17 protein-coding genes are annotated in these 18,083 nt (G+C 64.4%); 4 read left to right on the plus strand and 13 right to left on the minus strand.

The window, feature by feature from the left end; translation table 11 throughout:
* Nucleotides 1-289: 289 nt before the first annotated feature.
* From hflC to B2790_RS01455, 9 genes are all read right to left on the minus strand, one after another.
* Nucleotides 290-1,159: a protease modulator HflC gene (gene hflC, locus B2790_RS01415; RefSeq protein ID WP_013974432.1), complete on the minus strand. Its 870-nt coding sequence runs from the start codon at nt 1,157-1,159 to the stop codon at nt 290-292.
* On the minus strand, nt 1,159-2,340 hold the full coding sequence (gene hflK, locus B2790_RS01420; RefSeq protein WP_025340824.1) for an FtsH protease activity modulator HflK: 1,182 nt from the start codon (nt 2,338-2,340) through the stop codon (nt 1,159-1,161). The genes hflC and hflK overlap by 1 nt, the downstream gene beginning before the upstream one ends.
* A gap of 96 nt (nt 2,341-2,436) precedes the next feature.
* Nucleotides 2,437-3,738, minus strand: a complete 1,302-nt coding sequence (gene hflX, locus B2790_RS01425; protein WP_015272005.1) for a ribosome rescue GTPase HflX — start codon at nt 3,736-3,738, stop codon at nt 2,437-2,439.
* 12 nt (nt 3,739-3,750) lie between these two features.
* Entirely contained in the window at nt 3,751-4,011 is a 261-nt protein-coding gene (gene hfq, locus B2790_RS01430) for an RNA chaperone Hfq (protein ID WP_003258160.1), read from the minus strand.
* Between the two features lie 94 nt (nt 4,012-4,105).
* Nucleotides 4,106-5,077, minus strand: coding sequence for a tRNA (adenosine(37)-N6)-dimethylallyltransferase MiaA (gene miaA / locus B2790_RS01435; protein WP_013974436.1), 972 nt, complete (start codon nt 5,075-5,077; stop codon nt 4,106-4,108).
* Between the two features lies 1 nt (nt 5,078).
* Nucleotides 5,079-6,974, minus strand: a complete 1,896-nt coding sequence (gene mutL, locus B2790_RS01440; protein WP_286918094.1) for a DNA mismatch repair endonuclease MutL — start codon at nt 6,972-6,974, stop codon at nt 5,079-5,081.
* Complete coding sequence (locus B2790_RS01445; RefSeq protein ID WP_075046528.1) at nt 6,971-8,401, minus strand: N-acetylmuramoyl-L-alanine amidase; 1,431 nt, start codon at nt 8,399-8,401, stop codon at nt 6,971-6,973. Before B2790_RS01445 ends, mutL begins: the two co-directional genes overlap by 4 nt.
* Before the next feature lie 11 nt (nt 8,402-8,412).
* A complete protein-coding gene (gene tsaE, locus B2790_RS01450; RefSeq protein ID WP_414708551.1) occupies nt 8,413-8,871 on the minus strand; it encodes a tRNA (adenosine(37)-N6)-threonylcarbamoyltransferase complex ATPase subunit type 1 TsaE in 459 nt (152 codons plus the stop codon).
* Nucleotides 8,872-8,873: 2 nt separating this feature from the next.
* Entirely contained in the window at nt 8,874-9,734 is an 861-nt protein-coding gene (locus B2790_RS01455; protein WP_085691366.1) for an NAD(P)H-hydrate dehydratase, read from the minus strand.
* A 65-nt stretch (nt 9,735-9,799) separates the two neighbouring features.
* Here B2790_RS01455 and queG point away from each other — a divergent pair, with 65 nt between their 5' ends.
* On the plus strand, nt 9,800-10,864 hold the full coding sequence (queG, locus tag B2790_RS01460) for a tRNA epoxyqueuosine(34) reductase QueG (protein WP_025340830.1): 1,065 nt from the start codon (nt 9,800-9,802) through the stop codon (nt 10,862-10,864).
* A gap of 227 nt (nt 10,865-11,091) precedes the next feature.
* On the opposite strand, the gene B2790_RS01465 is transcribed toward queG, so the two are convergent.
* Nucleotides 11,092-11,703, minus strand: coding sequence for a trimeric intracellular cation channel family protein (locus B2790_RS01465; protein ID WP_103445901.1), 612 nt, complete (start codon nt 11,701-11,703; stop codon nt 11,092-11,094).
* Nucleotides 11,704-11,802: 99 nt separating this feature from the next.
* Nucleotides 11,803-12,345 carry an oligoribonuclease gene (gene orn / locus B2790_RS01470; protein WP_025340831.1) on the minus strand — a complete coding sequence of 181 codons (543 nt, stop codon included), beginning with the start codon at nt 12,343-12,345 and terminating at the stop codon, nt 11,803-11,805.
* A gap of 143 nt (nt 12,346-12,488) precedes the next feature.
* On the opposite strand from orn, the gene rsgA reads away from it, so the two are divergent.
* Nucleotides 12,489-13,520, plus strand: a complete 1,032-nt coding sequence (gene rsgA, locus B2790_RS01475) for a small ribosomal subunit biogenesis GTPase RsgA (protein ID WP_137162514.1) — start codon at nt 12,489-12,491, stop codon at nt 13,518-13,520.
* Nucleotides 13,521-13,694: 174 nt separating this feature from the next.
* On the opposite strand, the gene motB is transcribed toward rsgA, so the two are convergent.
* Both motB and motA read right to left on the minus strand, forming a co-directional pair.
* Complete coding sequence (gene motB / locus B2790_RS01480) at nt 13,695-14,708, minus strand: flagellar motor protein MotB (RefSeq protein WP_085587910.1); 1,014 nt, start codon at nt 14,706-14,708, stop codon at nt 13,695-13,697.
* Between the two features lie 3 nt (nt 14,709-14,711).
* Nucleotides 14,712-15,563 (minus strand): flagellar motor stator protein MotA, encoded by an 852-nt coding sequence (motA, locus tag B2790_RS01485; RefSeq protein ID WP_015272014.1) that lies wholly within the window; start codon nt 15,561-15,563, stop codon nt 14,712-14,714.
* A 130-nt stretch (nt 15,564-15,693) separates the two neighbouring features.
* Here motA and B2790_RS01490 point away from each other — a divergent pair, with 130 nt between their 5' ends.
* A complete protein-coding gene (locus tag B2790_RS01490) occupies nt 15,694-17,229 on the plus strand; it encodes an HDOD domain-containing protein (protein ID WP_286918097.1) in 1,536 nt (511 codons plus the stop codon).
* A gap of 44 nt (nt 17,230-17,273) precedes the next feature.
* Nucleotides 17,274-18,083, plus strand: coding sequence for a rhodanese-like domain-containing protein (locus B2790_RS01495; RefSeq protein ID WP_025340834.1), 810 nt, complete (start codon nt 17,274-17,276; stop codon nt 18,081-18,083).

Here is an 18,083-nt window from a genome sequence, read left to right on the forward strand (position 1 = left end):
CCTCTGGTCCGGGCGGCTTGCCAGCAGGCTAGCCGTCAGTAAAGCCGGTATCGCGCACAGCAGCGGGCAGCACTGATCCCAGCGCAGCCACCGTACCCGACACCCTCGAATTGCCTTGCGACCTGACCAAACCGTCAACTGGCGGTTTGCCAATCAACCTTGCAGACGCAAAAAAGCCGGGAAATTTCCCGGCTGCCTCATCATACACCCCTTTTCATTCAGGATGCACCCCGCCTGGTGCTTTAGCTGCCAGGCGGGGCGCCGCTGCATGAAAATCAGGGCCTGAGCATCACGGCCTGCTCTTGTCCAGGAAGCGGAAGAACTCGTTCTTCGGGTCCAGGACCAGCACGTCGCTCTTGCTCGAGAAGCTCTCGCGGTACGCCTGCAGACTACGGTAGAACGCATAGAAATCAGCGTCCTGGGTGTAGGCCTTGGCGTAGATGGCGGCCGCCTGGGCGTCGCCGTCACCGCGGGTTTCCTCTGCTTCGCGATAGGCCTCAGCCAGCAATACGCGGCGCTGACGGTCGGCATCGGCACGGATACCTTCAGCCAGCTCGTTACCCTTGGCGCGGTGCTCGCGGGCTTCACGCTCACGCTCGGTGCTCATGCGGTCGAACACGCTGCGGTTGACTTCCTTCGGCAGGTCGATGGCCTTGACGCGCACGTCGACCACCTCGATACCCAGCTCCTTGGCGGCCATGCGGTTCAGCGAAGCAGTGATGTCAGCCATCAGCGCGTCACGTTCACCGGAAACCACTTCGTGCAGGGTACGTTTACCGAACTGGTCACGCAGGCCGCTTTCCAGACGACGCGACAGACGCTCGTCGGCGATCTGCTTCATGCCGGACGTGGCGGTGTAGAAGCGTTCGGCGTCCTTGACGCGCCACTTGGCGTAGGCGTCGACCATCACCGCTTTCTTCTCCAGGGTCAGGAACCGCTGGGTCGGGGCGTCGAGGGTCATCAGGCGGGCGTCGAACTTGCGCACCTGGTTCACGTACGGAATCTTCACGTGCATGCCCGGCTGGACATCCGCCTGGACCACCTTACCGAAGCGCAGCAGTACCGCACGTTCGGTCTGGGACACGATGTAGAAGCTGTTCCAGGCCACGATGGCCAGGACCACGGCGGCGATCAGGGCGATCAGCGATCTGTTGCTCATCAGCGGCTCTCCCTAGTGCGCAGCGGCTGCTGTTGCTGTTGCAGGTCCTGCGCCGCACGCGCGGCCGCATCGTTGACCGATGGCGACACACTGGCGGTCGGCGCGGACGGGTTGCGGCTGCCTTCGACCATCTTGTCCAGCGGCAGGTAGAGCAGGTTGTTCTGCCCGTCCTTGGTCGCCACCATGACCTTGCTCGAATTGCTGTAGACCTCTTGCATGGTCTCCAGGTACAGACGCTGACGGGTCACGTCAGGTGCCTTGCGGTACTCGGCGACCAGCTTGGTGAAGCGGTCGGCCTCACCCTTGGCGCGGGCGATGACTTCGTCGCGGTAACCGTTGGCGTCCTCGATGATGCGCTGGGCCTGACCACGGGCTTCCGGCACCACGCCATTGGCGTAGGACTCGGCCTGGTTGCGGGCACGCTGCTCGTCTTCGCGGGCACGGATCACGTCGTCGAAGGCTTCCTGCACTTCACGCGGGGCTGCCGCGCTCTGCACGTTGACCTGGGTAACGCTGATACCGGTGCGGTAGGTGTCGAGGAAGCGCTGCAGGCGTTCGCGGATATCCACGGCCATCTGCTCGCGGCCTTCGGTCAGCACCTGGTCCATCGAGGTGGAACCCACCACGTGGCGCAAGGCGCTGTCGGTCGCGTGCTGCAGGCTGACCTCAGGCTGGTCGACGTTGAGCACGAAGTCCTGCAGGTTGCTGATCTTGTACTGGACGGTCAGCGGTACCTCGACGATGTTCTCGTCTTCGGTCAGCATCTGGCCCTGCTTGGTGTAGGCACGCTCGCGCGTGACGTTCTCCATGTACTTGCGATCGATCGGCGGGAAGTAGATGTTCAGGCCGGGACCGACCGTCTCATAGTACTTGCCGAAGCGCAGCACCACGGCCTGCTCCTGCTCGTCGACCACGTACACGGCGCTGTACAGCCAGATAGCAGCCAGCACCGCCAGGCCGATGCCCAGCAGGCCCAGGCCACCGCCCTTGCCGACATTGCGGTCACCGCCGCCACGTTTCTTGCCACTGCCGAACATGCCGTTCAGGCTGTCCTGCAATTTGCGGAAGGCCTCGTCCAGGTCCGGTGGACCTTTCTTGTCACCACCGCCGCCACCGCCATTCCGGCGACCGCCCCAGGGATCCTGATTGTTCGAGTTGCCACCCGGCTCGTTCCAAGCCATAGCGCTCTCCATCTGATAAAGCAAAGACGCGCCCACGGCGCGCCGTCCAATGCTACAGAATGCCTGTCACTGCTGCCCGGCGACCTCGACGAGCATTTATTGCAAAGTGTGTTGCTCGACAAACACTTGCGGCTCCATGCCTTCGCGGCTGACCAGGCGATTCAGTTCGACCATGGGCAGTCGCACGCTCAGCAGGCTGCGCCCTTCTTCATCATGCTCTTCACTCTGCACGGCACCCAGGGCAAAGAATTGCGCGCGCAAGCGGGCAAAACGCTGCTCCAGACACAGGGTACCGACAAACAGATCATCCCCCAGCAACTCGGCAATCGCCTGGCCGACCAGCTCCAGGCCACGCCCATCGCGTGCCGATACCCAGACCCGTTCCGGCTTGCCATCGGCATTGCGCTGGATCTGCGGCTCGACATCTTCGAGCAGGTCGAGTTTGTTATACACCTCGAGGATCGGCAACCCTTCGGCACCAATCTCGCCCAACACCGCCAGCACCTGCTCGATCTGCTCCATGCGCTCCGGCTCATGGGCGTCGATCACATGCAGCAACAAGTCGGAGTTGCTCGACTCTTCGAGCGTAGCCCGAAATGCCTCGACCAGCTTGTGCGGCAGGTGGCGAATGAAGCCCACGGTATCGGCCAGCACGATCGGCCCCAGGTCGTTCAGCTCGAGCCGGCGCAGGGTCGGGTCGAGGGTGGCGAACAGCTGGTCCGCGGCATACACCTCGGATTCGGTCAGGGCGTTGAACAGCGTGGACTTGCCGGCGTTGGTATAACCCACCAGCGATACCGACGGGATGTCCGCACGCTTGCGCCCGCGGCGCGCCTGCTCGCGCTGGCTGCGCACCTTCTCCAGGCGTGACTTGATCTGGCGAATGCGCACCCGCAACAGGCGGCGGTCGGTTTCCAGCTGGGTTTCACCTGGGCCACGCAGGCCGATACCACCCTTCTGTCGCTCAAGGTGGGTCCAGCCGCGCACCAGCCGCGTGCTCATGTGCTCGAGCTGGGCCAGTTCGACCTGCAGCTTGCCTTCATGGGTACGCGCCCGTTGGGCGAAGATATCGAGGATCAGCCCGGTACGGTCGAGCACACGACACTCGAACACACGTTCGAGGTTGCGCTCCTGACTGGGCGTGAGGGTGTGATTGAAAATCACCAGGTCTACCTGTTCGGCATGGACCAGGTCGTGCAACTCTTCGACCTTGCCACTGCCAATCAGGTATTTGGCGGAAGGCTGATGCCTTGCCACCGTGACCAGCGAGACGATGTCGGCACCGGCCGACAATGCCAGCTCCTGGAACTCCTGCGGGTCTTCGCGCGCCTCAGGGTTCTGACCTTCCAAGTGAACGAGCAACGCCCGCTCACCACCACCGTGGCGCTCAAAGAACAATGCAGGCTCCTATCAGGCGTTGCCTGGCTCGCTGTCGCCGTGTTCGGAATCGGACGGGCTTGGCAGACGAACCGGACGGGCAGGAACCACGGTCGAGATGGCGTGCTTGTAGACCATCTGGCTGACGGTGTTCTTCAGCAGTACCACGAACTGGTCGAAGGACTCGATCGAACCCTGCAGTTTGATGCCGTTGACCAGGTAGATGGATACCGGGACCTTTTCTTTTCTCAAGGTGTTCAAGTAAGGGTCTTGTAGCGAATGCCCTTTTGACATATGCCGCACTCCTGTAAGGATAAATAATAGAAAATCAAGAAAATCGATAAATTAGGCCGCCCCTTCGCAAGAATAGACGGCAATCAGCAGGGACTCAGCTCAATATGGAGATGGCCCCAAGGTATTTCAAGGTGCGGGACAGATTGTCGCAGGCCAGGCTGTCAAGCCAGTGTACTTCGGGCCAGCCACGCAACCAGGTGAACTGCCGCTTGGCCAGCTGCCTGGTGGCAATGATACCGCGTTCACGCATCTCATTCTCAGTCAGCTTGCCGTCCAGGTAATCCCAGACCTGCCGATACCCCACTGCCCGTATAGACGGCAGCCCGGCGTGCAAGTCACTTCTGGCTCGCAGCGATCGGACCTCGTCGACGAAGCCCTGTTCCAGCATCTGTGAAAATCGTAACGCAATTCGCTGATGCAAAATGTGACGATCTGTAGGAGCAATCGCCAAACTCGCGACAGTATAGGGCAAATGTCCGCCAGCGCCTGCGTCTGCGCCGCGACTTTCCGCGAATTGACGCTGTCGATGTGCCGTCATGCTCTCGCCACTCACCCGGTACACCTCCAACGCCCGGATCAACCGCTGCGGGTCGTTGGGGTGGATGCGCGCCGCCGACTCAGGGTCAACCTCGGCCAACTGGCGGTGCAACTCGGCCAGGCCCAGCGCTTCGGCCTGGGCTTCCAGCTCGGCACGCACCGCGGCATCGGCCGCCGGCATGTCGGCCAGGCCATCGATCAACGCCTTGTAATAGAGCATGGTGCCGCCCACCAGCAGCGGGATCTTGCCGCGCGCGGTGATCTCGGCCATGGCCTCCAGGGCATCGGCACGGAACTGCGCAGCCGAATAGCTCTCGGCCGGGTCGCGAATGTCGATCAGCCGGTGCGGGTGAGCGGCGAGGATTTCTTTCGACGGCTTGGCCGAACCGATGTCCATGCCGCGGTAGACCAGCGCCGAATCGACGCTGATCAGCTCGCACGGCAGTACTTTGGTCAGCTCGATGGCCAGGTCGGTCTTGCCGGCCGCCGTCGGGCCCATCAGGAATATTGCAGGGGGCTTGCCGCTCATTTCATCGACCGCGCAGGAAGAGTTTGTCCAGGTCATCCAGGCCCATCTGGGTCCAGGTGGGGCGACCATGGTTGCACTGGCCGCTGCGCTCGGTGTTTTCCATGTCACGCAGCAGGGCGTTCATCTCGGGGATCGCCAGGCGCCGGTTGGCGCGCACGGCGCCGTGGCAGGCCATGGTGCCGAGCAGCTCGTTGAGGTGCGCCTGGATACGGTCGCTGGTGCCGTATTCCATCAGGTCGGCGAGTACATCCTGCACCAGTCGGTTGGCCTCGGCCTGCTTGAGCAAAGCCGGGATCTGGCGGATGGCCAGGGTCTCGGGGCCCAGCCGCTGCAGTTCGAAGCCCAGCCGCTGGAACCACTGCGCGTGCTCTTCGGCGCAGTCTGCTTCGCGCTGGCTCAAGGCAAGGGTCTCGGGCACCAGCAGCGGCTGGCCGCTGAGGCCTTCGCTGGCCATGGCCACCTTCAGGCGCTCGTACATGATGCGCTCGTGTGCGGCATGCATGTCTACCAGCACCAGGCCGATGGCGTTCTCGGCCAGGATATAGATGCCCTTGAGCTGCGCCAGCGCGTAGCCCAGCGGGGGAATGTCACCCTGGCTTTCGGGCAACGCCCTCGGCGCCGCGCCTTCATCCAGCGGTTTGTAAAACTCGCGATACACCGCCTGTGCCTCGGCGGCTGGCATCGGCTGCGAGGGTCGCGGGGTGTACTGGTACTGGTAACCCGCGCCACTGCCGCCACTGGAAAACGACTGCTGCGGGGCACGCGGCTGCTCGAGTACCGGCGAGGCCAGGCGCATTTCGCCCTGGGGGCCGAACTCACCGGCCTGCTGGCCCGTGGGGCGGACCACTTCGGGCACGGCAGCAGGCGCCGCCAACTGGTCTTCCGGGCGTACATCGGCCAGGGCGCGATGCAGGGTGCCATACAGGAAGTCGTGCACCGAGCGCCCCTCGCGGAAACGCACTTCGTGCTTGGTCGGGTGCACGTTGACGTCGACGCCGTTGGGCTCCAGCTCCAGGAACAGCACGAAGGTCGGGTGCCGACCATTGAACAGCACGTCGCGGTAGGCCTGGCGCACGGCGTGGGCAACCAGCTTGTCGCGCACCGCACGGCCGTTGACGAAGAAATACTGCAGGTCTGCCTGGCTGCGCGAGAAGGTCGGCAGGCCGACCCAGCCCCACAGGCGCAGGCCATTGCGCTCCACGTCGATCGGCAGCGCCTGCTCCATGAAGCCCGGGCCGCAGATGGCGCCCACCCGCCGCGCACGGGCGGTTTCATCGTGGGCCTCGTGCAGGCTGAGGATGCTCTTGCCGTTGTGGCGCAGGTGGAAGCCGACATCGAAGCGCGCCAGCGCCAGGCGCCGTATCACTTCCTGCAGGTGATCGAATTCGGTTTTCTCGGCCTTGAGGAACTTGCGCCGGGCCGGGGTATTGAAGAACAGGTCGCGCACTTCCACCGAAGTACCCACCGGGTGCGCCGCCGGCTGCACCCGCGGGGTCATGTCGCGGCCTTCGGTTTCCACCTGCCAGGCCTCGGTCGCGCTGGCGGTACGCGAGGTCAGGGTCAGCCGCGCCACCGAGCTGATCGAGGCCAGGGCCTCACCACGGAAGCCCAGGCTCAATACCCCTTCCAGGTCTTCCAGCTCGCGGATCTTGCTGGTGGCGTGACGGGCCAGGGCCAGCGGCAGGTCGTCGGCGGAAATGCCGCTGCCATCGTCACGCACCCGCAGCAGCTTGACGCCGCCCTGCTCCACTTCCACGTCGATACGCCGGGCGCCGGAGTCCAGGCTGTTCTCAAGCAACTCCTTGGCAACAGACGCCGGCCGCTCGACAACCTCACCGGCGGCAATCTGGTTGGCCAGCCGCGGGCTGAGCAGCTGGATGCGCGAACCACCACTCATTGCGAGGCCAACGTGGTAGCGGGGATATCGAGGCGCTGGCCGACCTTCAGCTCATCGGTCTTGAGGCTGTTGGTGCTGCGCAGGCTGGTCACGCTGACCTGGTAGCGCACGGCAAGCATCGCCAGGGTCTCGCCAGGGCGCACGGTGTGCTCCCGCGGGCCAGCGGCGATCTTGCCGGTGTCGCGCAGCCAGGCGATGTAGGTGCCAGGCGGCGGGTTCTGCTGGAAGTACTGGCGCACACCGGTGTGGATCGAACGGGCCAGGGCCTGCTGATGGCTGGCGGTGGCCAGCTTGGCGGCTTCGTTGTTGTTCGAGATGAACCCGGTTTCAACGAGGATCGACGGAATATCCGGCGACTTCAGCACCATGAAGCCAGCCTGTTCCACCCGCTGCTTGTGCAGCGAGGTAATGCGGCCCATGTTGCCCAACACCTTCTGCCCGACATTGAGGCTGGAGCTGAGCGTGGCGGTCATCGACAGGTCGAGCAGCACGCCGGCCAGCATGCGGTCCTTGTCGTCGAGGCTGACGTTACCGGCACCACCGATCAGGTCGGAACGGTTTTCCGTGTCGGCCAGCCAGCGCGCGGTCTCGGAGGTAGCGCCGCGGTCGGACAGGGCGAACACCGAGGCGCCAAAGGCGGCGCGGGACGGCGCGGCGTCGGCGTGGATCGAGATGAACAGGTCGGCGCCCTTCTTGCGGGCGATTTCCGTGCGCTTGCGCAGCGGGATGAAGTAGTCGCCGGTACGGGTCAGCTCGGCCCGGAAGCCTTTTTCGCTGTTGATCTGGCGCTGCAGTTCCTTGGCGATCTGCAGCACGATGTCTTTTTCATGCTGGCCACGCGACCCGGATGCACCCGGGTCTTCGCCGCCGTGACCGGCGTCGATGGCAACCACGATGTCACGCTTGCCGTTGGGAACCGGCGGCAGCTTGATGGCAGGCTGGGCCGGGGTCACCGGCACTGCTGGCGTGGTTGCAGGCGTTGGTGCCGGAGTCGGGGCCGGAGCCGGCGCGCTGGCCGCGATGGCGTCAGCCTCCTGGTCGTACAGGTCGACCACCAGGCGGTTGCCGTACTGGGCGTTGGGCGCCAGGGTGAAGCTTTTTGGGGTGACCGACTTTTTCAGATCGACCACCACGCGCAGGTCGGTCGGGGTGCGCTGAGCCGAACGCACGCTGCTGATCGGCGTATTGGAGGTAGCCACGTTCAGTGGCGCGGCCAAGGTCGCGCCATTGATGTCGATAACCAGGCGATCAGGTGCGCTCAGGGTGAAGACGCTGTGCTGCACGGGGCCAGACAGGTCGAAGACCAGCCGCGTGTTGTCCGGCGCGCGCCACAGGCGCATGCTCTTGACTTGAGTGACGGCCAGAGCGTCAACGGTCACCGTTGTCAGCAGCAGCCCAACGATGGCGACCAGTGCGCGTATGCGCATACCTACCCCACTTACTGTTTATGGTGTTCGGCCAGTGCAACGCACCAGGCCTCGCCGCGAGCCCCCTGCGGCGAAAGGATCAGCGAGCGTCCGCCCGCTTGGGGGCTTATGGTAATGGTCAGGTCGGGCTTTGGCAAAACGCCCGCACCCTTTTGTGGCCACTCGAACAGGCACAGCGGGTCGCCCTCGAAATAGTCACGAATGCCCATGAACTCCAGCTCTTCCGGATCGACCAGGCGATACAGGTCGAAATGGAACGCCCGCACCTCACCGATCTCGTAAGGTTCGACCACGGTGAAGGTCGGGCTTTTCACTGCACCAGTATGGCCCAGGCCACGAATCAGGCCACGCGACAGCGTGGTTTTGCCCGCGCCCAGGTCACCTTCCAGAAAAATCACGCCGTGACCGCCGGTCACCTCGGCCAGTTGTGCGCCGAATTTGACCGTGGCCGCTTCATCGGCCAGAAACAGGTTTAAGCCAGACACGCAGAATGCTCCTCCAACAACTCACGAATGACCGGCGCCAGATCGCTGGCAGCCAGGCCTCTACCTTTAACGCCCAGACGCTCGCCGGCACAGGCGTGCAGCCATACCCCCAGCCCCGCGGCATGCCAGGCATCCAGGCCCTGGGCCAGCAGCGCCGCCAATACACCGGTCAGCACATCGCCCAGGCCGGCACCGGCCATGGCCGGGTGGCCACGTTCGCACAGCAGCAGCTGCCCGGCCGGGTCGGCCACCAGAGTGCCAGCCCCCTTGAGCACGCAGACGCTGTTGTAACGGCGCGCCAGCTTGCGTGCGGCGCCCGCGCGGTCCGCCTGCACAGCCTCGGTGGAAATGCCCAGCAGCCGCGCCGCCTCCCCGGGGTGCGGGGTAAGGATGCTGCCACTGGGCAGGGCCAGCGGGGTGCGCGCCAGCAAATTCAGGGCATCGGCGTCCCACACCTGTGGGCGCTCGGCATTGGCCACCGCCGACAGCAGGCTGCGACCCCAGGCTGCCTGGCCCAGGCCAGGGCCGACCACCAGCACCGAAGCGCGCTCCAGCACGCCCATCAGCTGGTTGGCCGAAGTGGCGCCCAGGCACATGACCTCGGGCAGGCGCGCCAGGCTGGCAGTCACGTGTTCAGGCCGGGTCGCCACGCTGACCAGCCCCGCGCCACAGCGCAGGGCAGCCTCGGCACTGAGCAGCACGGCGCCGCCGGTACCGAGGTCGCCACCGACCACCAGTACATGGCCGAAGTCGCCTTTATGGGCATGCGCATGCCGTGCCGGCAGGTGCGCGACAGTCACGCTGCTGAGCAATTGAGGGGTATGGCTGGGGTGTTTGGTCTGCGGCATGGGGTCAAAGGCTCCAATGTCTGGCAGAATTATACGCACCTGAGCCCGTATTGCCTTGCCCATCCATGTCCGCCTGTACGCCTGACCTCGCCCAACTGGCCCAATCGATCAAGATTTGGGGCCAAGAACTCGGTTTTGCCCATGTTGGCATAGCCGGAGTCGACCTTGGCGAACACGAACACCATCTGCAGCGCTGGCTCGACGCCGGCTACCAGGGCGAGATGGATTACCTGGGCGCCCACGGCAGCAAACGAGCGCACCCAGAGCAACTGATCCCCGGCACGGTACGCGTGGTATCGCTGCGCATGGACTACCTGCCCGGCGACACGCAGATGGCGCAGCGCCTGGCACAGCCGGAAAAAGCCTACGTATCGCGCTACGCCCTGGGCCGGGACTACCACAAGCTGGTGCGCAAGCGCGTGCAGTTCCTGGCCGATCGCATTCAGGAAGCCATCGGCCCATTCGGCTACCGCGCCTTCGTCGACAGCGCTCCGGTGCTGGAAAAGGCCCTGGCCGAGCAGGCCGGGCTGGGCTGGATCGGCAAGAACACCCTGCTGCTCAACCGCAAGGCGGGCAGCTACTTCTTCCTCGCCGAACTGTTCGTCGACCTGCCGCTGCCGGTGGACGAAGCCACCACCAGCGAACACTGCGGGCGCTGCCAGGCCTGCCTGGACATCTGCCCGACCCAGGCCTTCGTCGGGCCGTATGTGCTGGATGCACGGCGCTGCATCTCCTACCTGACCATCGAACTGCGGGGGCCGATCCCCGTCGAGTTGCGTTCGAAGATGGGCAACCGGGTGTTCGGTTGCGATGACTGCCAGATCGTCTGCCCATGGAACCGCTTTGCCAGGCATAGCCAGGAACAGGACTTCCAGCCACGGCACGGGCTGGAGAATGCCGAGCTGGCGGAGATGTTCCTGTGGGATGAAAGGACCTTCCTGCGCAAGACCGAAGGCGGGCCATTGCGCCGGGCCGGGTATGAGCGCTGGTTGCGCAACCTGGCGGTGGGGCTTGGCAATGCGCCATCGACGATCCCGGTGATCGAAGCGCTGAAGGCGCGGCGCGAGGATGCCTCGGAGCTGGTGAGGGAGCATGTGGAGTGGGCGCTGGCGCAGCACGGCGTTCAATAGCGACCCAGCCCCAGAGCTTGCGCCACCCTTGTGGGAGCGGGCGTGTCGAGGCGTCGAACCGCCGCGAACACCGGCGGAGCCGGTGCCATACACCGCGTTGGCCGCTTCGCGGGCACGCCCGCTCCCACAAGGAAGGTGACATGCTCTCGAATATTGTCCCCTTTGCGACAGCGCAGCCCCAAGGGCTGGGCAATCTCCCACAGGGGCCATGTTGTGCCGGAACTGCGTTACTGCTGGTCGTTGTAGTGGAACTTGGGCATTTCCCAATGGAACCGAATCGCCAGCAACCGCACCAGGAACCCGCCAAACAAGGTCAGTAACATCGCCTGCTCCGCCGGCAACTTGAAATACACGCAGCCCAGGTAGAACCAAGCCGCGGCAAACGACACGCTGGCGTACAGCTCGCGGCGGAATACCAGGGGAATGTCGTTACAGAAGATATCCCGCAAGATCCCGCCGAATACCCCGGTGATCACCCCGCTGATCGACGCCACGAGCATGCCCTGCCCCATCTCCAGTGCGGTCATGCAACCGATCAGGGTAAAGGCCACCAGCCCCAGGGCATCGAGCACCAGGAACAACGAGCGCAGGCGGCGCATCATTGGCGCGATGAAGATGGTCAGCAGCGCCGCACAACTGGTCAGCACCAGGTACTCCGGGTGCTTCACCCAGGTCAGCGGGTAATGCCCGAGCAGCACGTCACGCACCGAGCCGCCACCCAAGGCGGTGACGCAGGCAATCAGCACCACGCCGAACCAGTCCATGCCGCGGCGGCCGGCAGACAACGCGCCGGTCATGGCTTCGGCGGTGATGGCGATGAGGTAGAGCATCAACAACATGGTGCGGGGTCCGTGCGGGCGGGCGAGAAGGCGCGCAGTCTAACCAGTTGCCCATGGCACCAAAAGAGGGCGCAGATACAATATCTGCGCCTTTTCGGCTCACACCTTGATGAAGTGCTCGCGATAGTGGCGCAGTTCGGCGATCGATTCGCGGATGTCGTCCAGCGCCAGGTGGGTGTTGCCCTTCTTGAAGCTGTCACGCACATCAGGCGCCCAGCGGGCAGCCAGCTCTTTCAGGGTCGAGACATCCAGGTTGCGGTAGTGGAAGTAGTTTTCCAGGTTGCGCATGTGCCGGTAGAGGAAGCGGCGGTCCTGGCAGATGCTGTTGCCGCAGATCGGCGACTTGCCTTTCGGTACCCACTGCTCGAGGAAGGCAATGGTCTGCGCCTCGGCTGCGGCCATGTCGACCTTGCTCTCGCGTACGCGCTGGGTCAGGCCCGAAGCGCCATGGGTGCGGGTGTTCCACTCGTCCATGCGCGCCAGCACTTCGTCACTGTGGTGGATGGCGATCACCGGCCCTTCGGCCAGGGTGTTCAGTTCGCTGTCGGTGACGATGGTGGCCATCTCGATGATGACGTCGCTGTCCGGATCCAGGCCGGTCATTTCCAGGTCGATCCAGATCAGGTTCTGTGGGTTTTGCATGCGGGGGCTCCTCGTATAGGCCGTCATAGTAGCGTAGTGGCCAAGGCACGCCCATTCACGGCGCGAAGGTAAGCCAAATGGTCCGGCGCCTGGCGTGCTAAACTGCCTGCCGTTTTCAACCTGCCCCCACGCACGGAATCTTCATGGCCAAACGCCAGCTCAATCGCCGCCAGAACTGGCGCATCGAAAAAATCCAGAACGAGCGCGCCGCGCGTGCGGCCAAACGCGAACAGCACGTGTTGCAGGAACTGGAGGGTGGCGACCTGGGGCCGGAGCAGCTGGGCCTGGTGATTGCGCACTTCGGTGTGCAGGTAGAAGTGGAAGCCCAGGACGGCGAAGCCGCAGGCCAGGTGTTCCGCTGCCACTTGCGCGCCAACCTGCCGGCGTTGGTTACCGGCGACCGCGTGGTATGGCGCTCGGGCAACCAGGGCATTGGCGTGATCGTCGCGCAGATGCCGCGCAGTACCGAGCTGTGCCGGCCAAACAACCACGGCCAGCTGAAACCGGTGGCGGCCAACGTCGACCTGATCGTGATCGTCTTCGCCCCCGCGCCCGAGCCGCACCCCAACCTCATCGACCGTTATCTGGTGGCGGCGGAGCACGCCGGCATTCGCCCGCTGCTGCTGCTGAACAAGGCTGACCTGATCAACGACGAGAACGGCCCGGGCCTGCATGCGCTGCTGGAGGTTTACCGCGAGCTGGGCTACCCGCTGCTGGAGGTCTCGGCCCACCAGGGTGACGGCATGCAACGCCTGCAGCAGATGCTCGACGGCCACATCAGCGTGTTCGTCGGCCAGTCGGGGGTGGGCAAGTCGTCGTTGGTCAACAGCTTGCTGCCGGACGCCGGCACCCGTGTCGGCGACCTGTCGGAGTGGTCTGGCCAGGGCACCCACACCACCACCACCGCGCGGTTGTACCACTTCCCCAATGGTGGCGACCTGATCGACTCGCCGGGCATCCGCGAGTTCGGCCTGGGTCATGTCAGCCGCAGTGATGTGGAGGATGGTTTCATCGAGTTCCGCGACCTGTTCGGCACCTGCCGCTTCCGCGACTGCAAGCATGATCGCGAACCGGGCTGTGCGCTGCTCAAGGCGCTGGACGAGGGGCGTATCAAGCAGCAACGGATGAACAGCTACCGCTCGATCATTGCCAGTTTGCCGGAAGACGCTTACTGACCACTTGCGCCACAGGCTCTGCACAAGGCTCGAGGGCTACGCCAATCCTGTGGGAGCGGGCGTGCCCGCGAAGCAGGCACCTCGGTGGTTGGCACGGGCTTCGCCCGTGTTCGCGGGCAAGCCCGCTCCCACAGGGTACGCGCTGGCTTCAGCTACAGCGCGATCCTGCAGGGTTTACTGGTCCTTGGCCTCATCCATCTTCAGCGTCCCTTCTTCGAAGATGTTCAGCTTCTGGCGCAGTTCACGCGGCTGCATGGGGGCCTGCCCGGCCTCCCCTGGCGCCGCCGGTGCCGCAGCGGCCGGCGGCGCAGGCTCGGCAGCCGGTGCTTCCGGCGCGCCCTGTTCGCCTTCGATATTGCGCTGGGCCTTTTTGGTCAGCACGATGATGTCGATGCGGCGGTTGACCGGGTTGAACGGGTCCTTGCGATCGAACAGCGACGACGAGGCATAACCCACCACCCGCGCCACCTGGTCATCCGGGTAGCCGCCGGCCACGAGTGCACGGCGCGCGGCGTTGGCGCGGTTGGCAGACAGTTCCCAGTTGCCGAACTCGCCACTACCGGCATAAGGCTTGGCGTCGGTGTGGCCACTGATGCTGATCTTGTTCGGCACCGCCTTGATGGTGTCGGCCATGGCCAGCAGGATGTCCTCGAAGTACGGCTGCAGGCGCGCGCTGCCAATGTCGAACATCGGCCGGTTCTCGGCGTCCATGATCTGGATGCGCAGGCCGTCCTGGGTGATCTCGAACAGGATCTGGTCCTTGAACTTCTGCAGCTGCGGGTTCTCTTCCACCTTGTTCTGCAGTTCCTGCAGCAGCAACTCCAGGCGCTCACGCTCGACCTGCTCGGCCATGGTCTCCACCTGGTCCTTGTCCAGCTGGATGCTGGTATCAGGCGTCGGCTCCGACTTGGCTTCGGGGTTGATGGTCTTTTCCGGCGCCAGCTGAGGCGAGCCGCCCAGGTCGATGACGTAGGGCGTTCCGCTTTCCGAGAAGCCGATCGGGTCCTTGAAGTAGCCGGCAATGGCGATCTTCTGTTCCGGCGTGGCCGTGGACAACAGCCACAGCACCAGGAAGAACGCCATCATCGCCGTGGCGAAGTCGGCGAAGGCGATTTTCCAGGCGCCGCCGTGGTGGCCGCCGCCAAAGCGCTTGACGCGCTTGACGATGATGGGCTGATTGTTCTCCATGACTCAGCGACCGCGAACCGCTTGTTCCAGTTCGGCGAAGCTTGGGCGGTGCTTGGGGTACAGCACCTTGCGCCCGAACTCGACCGCCAGCGAAGGCGGCATGCCCGAGGCCGAGGCCACCAGCGAAGCCTTGATCGATTCGTAGAGGTTCAGCTCTTCCTTGGCATCGTGTTCCAGGCACTTGGCCAACGGGCCGAAGAAGCCGTAGGCCGCCAGAATACCGAAGAAGGTACCCACCAGTGCCGCACCCACATGGAGGCCGATGGAGGCCTGGTCACCGTCGCCGAGCGAGGCCATGGTCACCACGATACCCAGTACCGCCGCAACGATACCGAAGCCGGGCATGCCGTCGGCGATGCCGGTCACCGCATGGGACGGGTGCTCCAGTTCTTCCTTCATGCTCAGCAGCTCCATGTCGAACAGGCCCTCGAGTTCGTGCGGGGCCATGTTGCCGGTGGACATGATGCGCAGGTAATCGCAAACGAACGCGGTCATGCGTTCATCGGCCAGCACCGTCGGGTACTTGGCGAAGATCGGGCTGGCGGCGGCATCCTCGATGTCGGCCTCGATGGCCATCATGCCTTCGCGCCGGCTCTTGTTGAGGATCTCGTACACCAGGCCCAGCACTTCCAGGTAGAAGGCATGAGTGAAGCGCGAGCCGAACATCTTCATCGACTTCTTGATGACGTGCATGGTCATGTGGCCAGGGTTGGCCTGCAGGAATGCACCAAAGGCCGCACCGCCGATGATCAGTACTTCGAACGGCTGGATCAGCGCCGCGATCTTGCCGTGGGAAAGCACGTATCCGCCGAGCACGCTCGCGAATACGACGATGATGCCGATAATTTTAGCCATAGGTTCAAAGCACTTGCTGTCGTGGTCAGGGGAAGAGACGGGAGCTTTAAAACTCTTCTTCTACTTATCGGCAGAACTGCGCCAGACTATAGCCACTCAATGCGAAAAGCCAGTTCGGACTGATGTCAAAATGCCAATTGAAACCAAGGTGCCCGCTCAGGCTCCACGTACGCTAGAGGCCTGGGTAAAGCTGCTCGAGAGTGTTCGCATCCCCGTGCCGAAGCACAGCTACGACCGGGTCATGGCCGCCATCCACGATAACCGCCGCTCGCTGCGCGATATCGCCGAACTGATGCAGGATAGCCCGGCACTGGTGCTGTCGGTGATGCGCGAAGCCAATCACCCCACCAATGCCAGCCTGGCAGAGCCTGCCGAAAGCCTGGAAGTCGCCCTCAACCGCCTGGGCCTGGAGCGCAGCGAACAGCTGCTCAAACGCCTGCCAGCTGTGCCCGTCGAAGAAATCCCACCGGTACTGTGCCAGTTCCAGCTGATCAGCCAGCACGCCTCGCAGCAGGCCAGCGGCCTGTTCGCCAGCCGCCTGGCACGGCTGTGGCAGGAAATCCACTGGGGCAGCCTGTTGTTCCTGTCGCCGCTCTGGCCGCTGGCGCTGGCCTACCCCAAGCTGCTCGATACCTGGGAGCTGCGGGTTATCCACAAGGGCGAAGACGCCGCCCATGTCGAGGAAGAACTGTTTGGCGTGCGCATCATGGAGCTTTGCCAGACCATGGCGGAGTACTGGCGCCTGCCACAATGGGTGACCCAGGGTTACCGCCTGTTGCTGGAAGAACGCGAACAACTGGCCCAGGTGCTCAGTATCGCCCGCGACCCGGACCTGCTCAGCCAGCAACACCGCCTGGACGCCGAGCCAGGCCTGCGCCGCTGGTTCAACCAGCCGGCCAACACCGTGCTGCTGGCCAACAACCTGGCCCTGGCGGCACAGGTGGGCTGGGACAACCCGCACCTGCTGCGCTGGCAGCTGTTGACCGCACTGTACCTGCAGACCTCGCTGGAAGACGTGCAGCAGCAGGTGCACCAGCAGGCTGCGGCCAGCGCCCGCCGCCATGCCCAGCATGCCCTGTTCCACCCGGCCGAAGCGCTGATCTGGCCCTGGCACCAGCGCCGCCCGCACCCAGACATGCTGGCTCCGCCACCGCCCACCAGCGACGAACTGGCGCGCTGGCGCAAGCTGTGCCAGGACCTTCTGGTCCAGCCCAGCCCGTTCACCAACAGCGTGCACCTGGCCACGCAGGTTATCGAGGCCCTTCTGGCCTCTGGCATGCAGCGGATCCTGCTGCTGAGCCTGGACAAGGTCAAAAACGAGCTGCGCGTGCAGCAGATGGCCGGCCTGCCCAAGGAAGCCGGGGCGCTGGTACTGCCGGTGGCGCAGAACAAACTGCTGCAAAAGCTGCTGGCCAAGGCCGGGCAATTGCGTATCACCCCGGAAAACCACAGCCAGTTCTCGGCCCTGCTGCCGGCCCCGCTGCGTGCCTTGTTCCGCAGCGAGCACGTGCTGCTGCGCTCGCTGGCGGTGACGGACCAGGTGCTGATGCTGATGGTGGCTGACCAGGGCTGCCGGCCGCTGACCGATATCAGCGTGCAAGCCTTCGGCAAGACCGCACAGTGCACCGAACGGGCGCTGTCGGTGTTTGCCAACCGCAAGGCCTGAGCCTTGCGCTACAATCGCCCCTCTTTCCACACTGGAGACCGTGGATGACTGACTTTTCCGGCCTGCCCCTGGTGATCGAAGCCGCGGACCTGCTGCCGCGCCTGGATTCGCCACAGCTGATCCTGGTCGACCTGAGCAGCGCCAACCGCTATGTCAGCGGGCATATCCCCGGCGCACGCTTCGTCGAAGGCAAGCGTACCCAGCTCGGCCAGCCCCCCGCGCCCGGCCTGCTGCCGGCCCTGGGCGAGCTGGAAAAACTGTTCAGCGAACTCGGCCACCGCGACGATGCCGTGTATGTGGTGTATGACGATGAGGGCGGCGGCTGGGCCGGGCGCTTCATCTGGCTGCTCGACGTGATCGGCCACAAGCGTTACCACTACCTCAATGGCGGCATCCAGGCCTGGCCCGCCGACAAGCTCTCCACAGAAGTGCCCGCCAGCGGCAACACGCCGGTGCACCTGCGCATCGACAGTTCGCCCACCGCCACCCGCGAGTACCTGCAAAGCCGCCTGGGCGCCGACGACCTGGTCATCTGGGACGCCCGTGGCCCGCAGGAATTCAGCGGCGAGAAAGTGCTGGCAGCCAAGGGCGGCCACATCCCCGGCGCGATCAACTTCGAGTGGACCGCCGGCATGGACCTCAACGACCACCTGCGCATTCGCCAGGACATCGCCGAAGTCCTGCAGAAACTGGGCATCACCCCCGACAAGGAAGTGATCACCCACTGCCAGACCCACCGCCGCTCCGGTTTCACCTACCTGGTGGCCAAGGCCCTCGGCTACCCGCGCGTCAAGGCCTACGCCGGCTCGTGGAGCGAATGGGGCAACCACCCGGACACGCCTGTAGAAGTCTAA

This window comes from Pseudomonas sp. UBA6753 (assembly GCF_002453565.1).
Classification (GTDB): domain Bacteria; phylum Pseudomonadota; class Gammaproteobacteria; order Pseudomonadales; family Pseudomonadaceae; genus Aquipseudomonas; species Aquipseudomonas putida_Z.

What these genes read in the sequence shown, in the direction of transcription:
- hflC (WP_013974432.1), bottom strand. Translation starts at nt 1,159, where the DNA reads ATGAGCAACAGATCGCTGATCGCCCTGATCGCCGCCGTGGTCCTGGCC.
- hflK (WP_025340824.1), bottom strand. Translation starts at nt 2,340, where the DNA reads ATGGCTTGGAACGAGCCGGGTGGCAACTCGAACAATCAGGATCCCTGG.
- hfq (WP_003258160.1), bottom strand. Translation starts at nt 4,011, where the DNA reads ATGTCAAAAGGGCATTCGCTACAAGACCCTTACTTGAACACCTTGAGA.
- miaA (WP_013974436.1), bottom strand. Translation starts at nt 5,077, where the DNA reads ATGAGCGGCAAGCCCCCTGCAATATTCCTGATGGGCCCGACGGCGGCC.
- mutL (WP_286918094.1), bottom strand. Translation starts at nt 6,974, where the DNA reads ATGAGTGGTGGTTCGCGCATCCAGCTGCTCAGCCCGCGGCTGGCCAAC.
- B2790_RS01445 (WP_075046528.1), bottom strand. Translation starts at nt 8,401, where the DNA reads ATGCGCATACGCGCACTGGTCGCCATCGTTGGGCTGCTGCTGACAACG.
- B2790_RS01455 (WP_085691366.1), bottom strand. Translation starts at nt 9,734, where the DNA reads ATGCCGCAGACCAAACACCCCAGCCATACCCCTCAATTGCTCAGCAGC.
- queG (WP_025340830.1), top strand. Translation starts at nt 9,800, where the DNA reads ATGTCCGCCTGTACGCCTGACCTCGCCCAACTGGCCCAATCGATCAAG.
- B2790_RS01465 (WP_103445901.1), bottom strand. Translation starts at nt 11,703, where the DNA reads ATGTTGTTGATGCTCTACCTCATCGCCATCACCGCCGAAGCCATGACC.
- orn (WP_025340831.1), bottom strand. Translation starts at nt 12,345, where the DNA reads ATGCAAAACCCACAGAACCTGATCTGGATCGACCTGGAAATGACCGGC.
- rsgA (WP_137162514.1), top strand. Translation starts at nt 12,489, where the DNA reads ATGGCCAAACGCCAGCTCAATCGCCGCCAGAACTGGCGCATCGAAAAA.
- motB (WP_085587910.1), bottom strand. Translation starts at nt 14,708, where the DNA reads ATGGAGAACAATCAGCCCATCATCGTCAAGCGCGTCAAGCGCTTTGGC.
- motA (WP_015272014.1), bottom strand. Translation starts at nt 15,563, where the DNA reads ATGGCTAAAATTATCGGCATCATCGTCGTATTCGCGAGCGTGCTCGGC.
- B2790_RS01490 (WP_286918097.1), top strand. Translation starts at nt 15,694, where the DNA reads ATGCCAATTGAAACCAAGGTGCCCGCTCAGGCTCCACGTACGCTAGAG.
- B2790_RS01495 (WP_025340834.1), top strand. Translation starts at nt 17,274, where the DNA reads ATGACTGACTTTTCCGGCCTGCCCCTGGTGATCGAAGCCGCGGACCTG.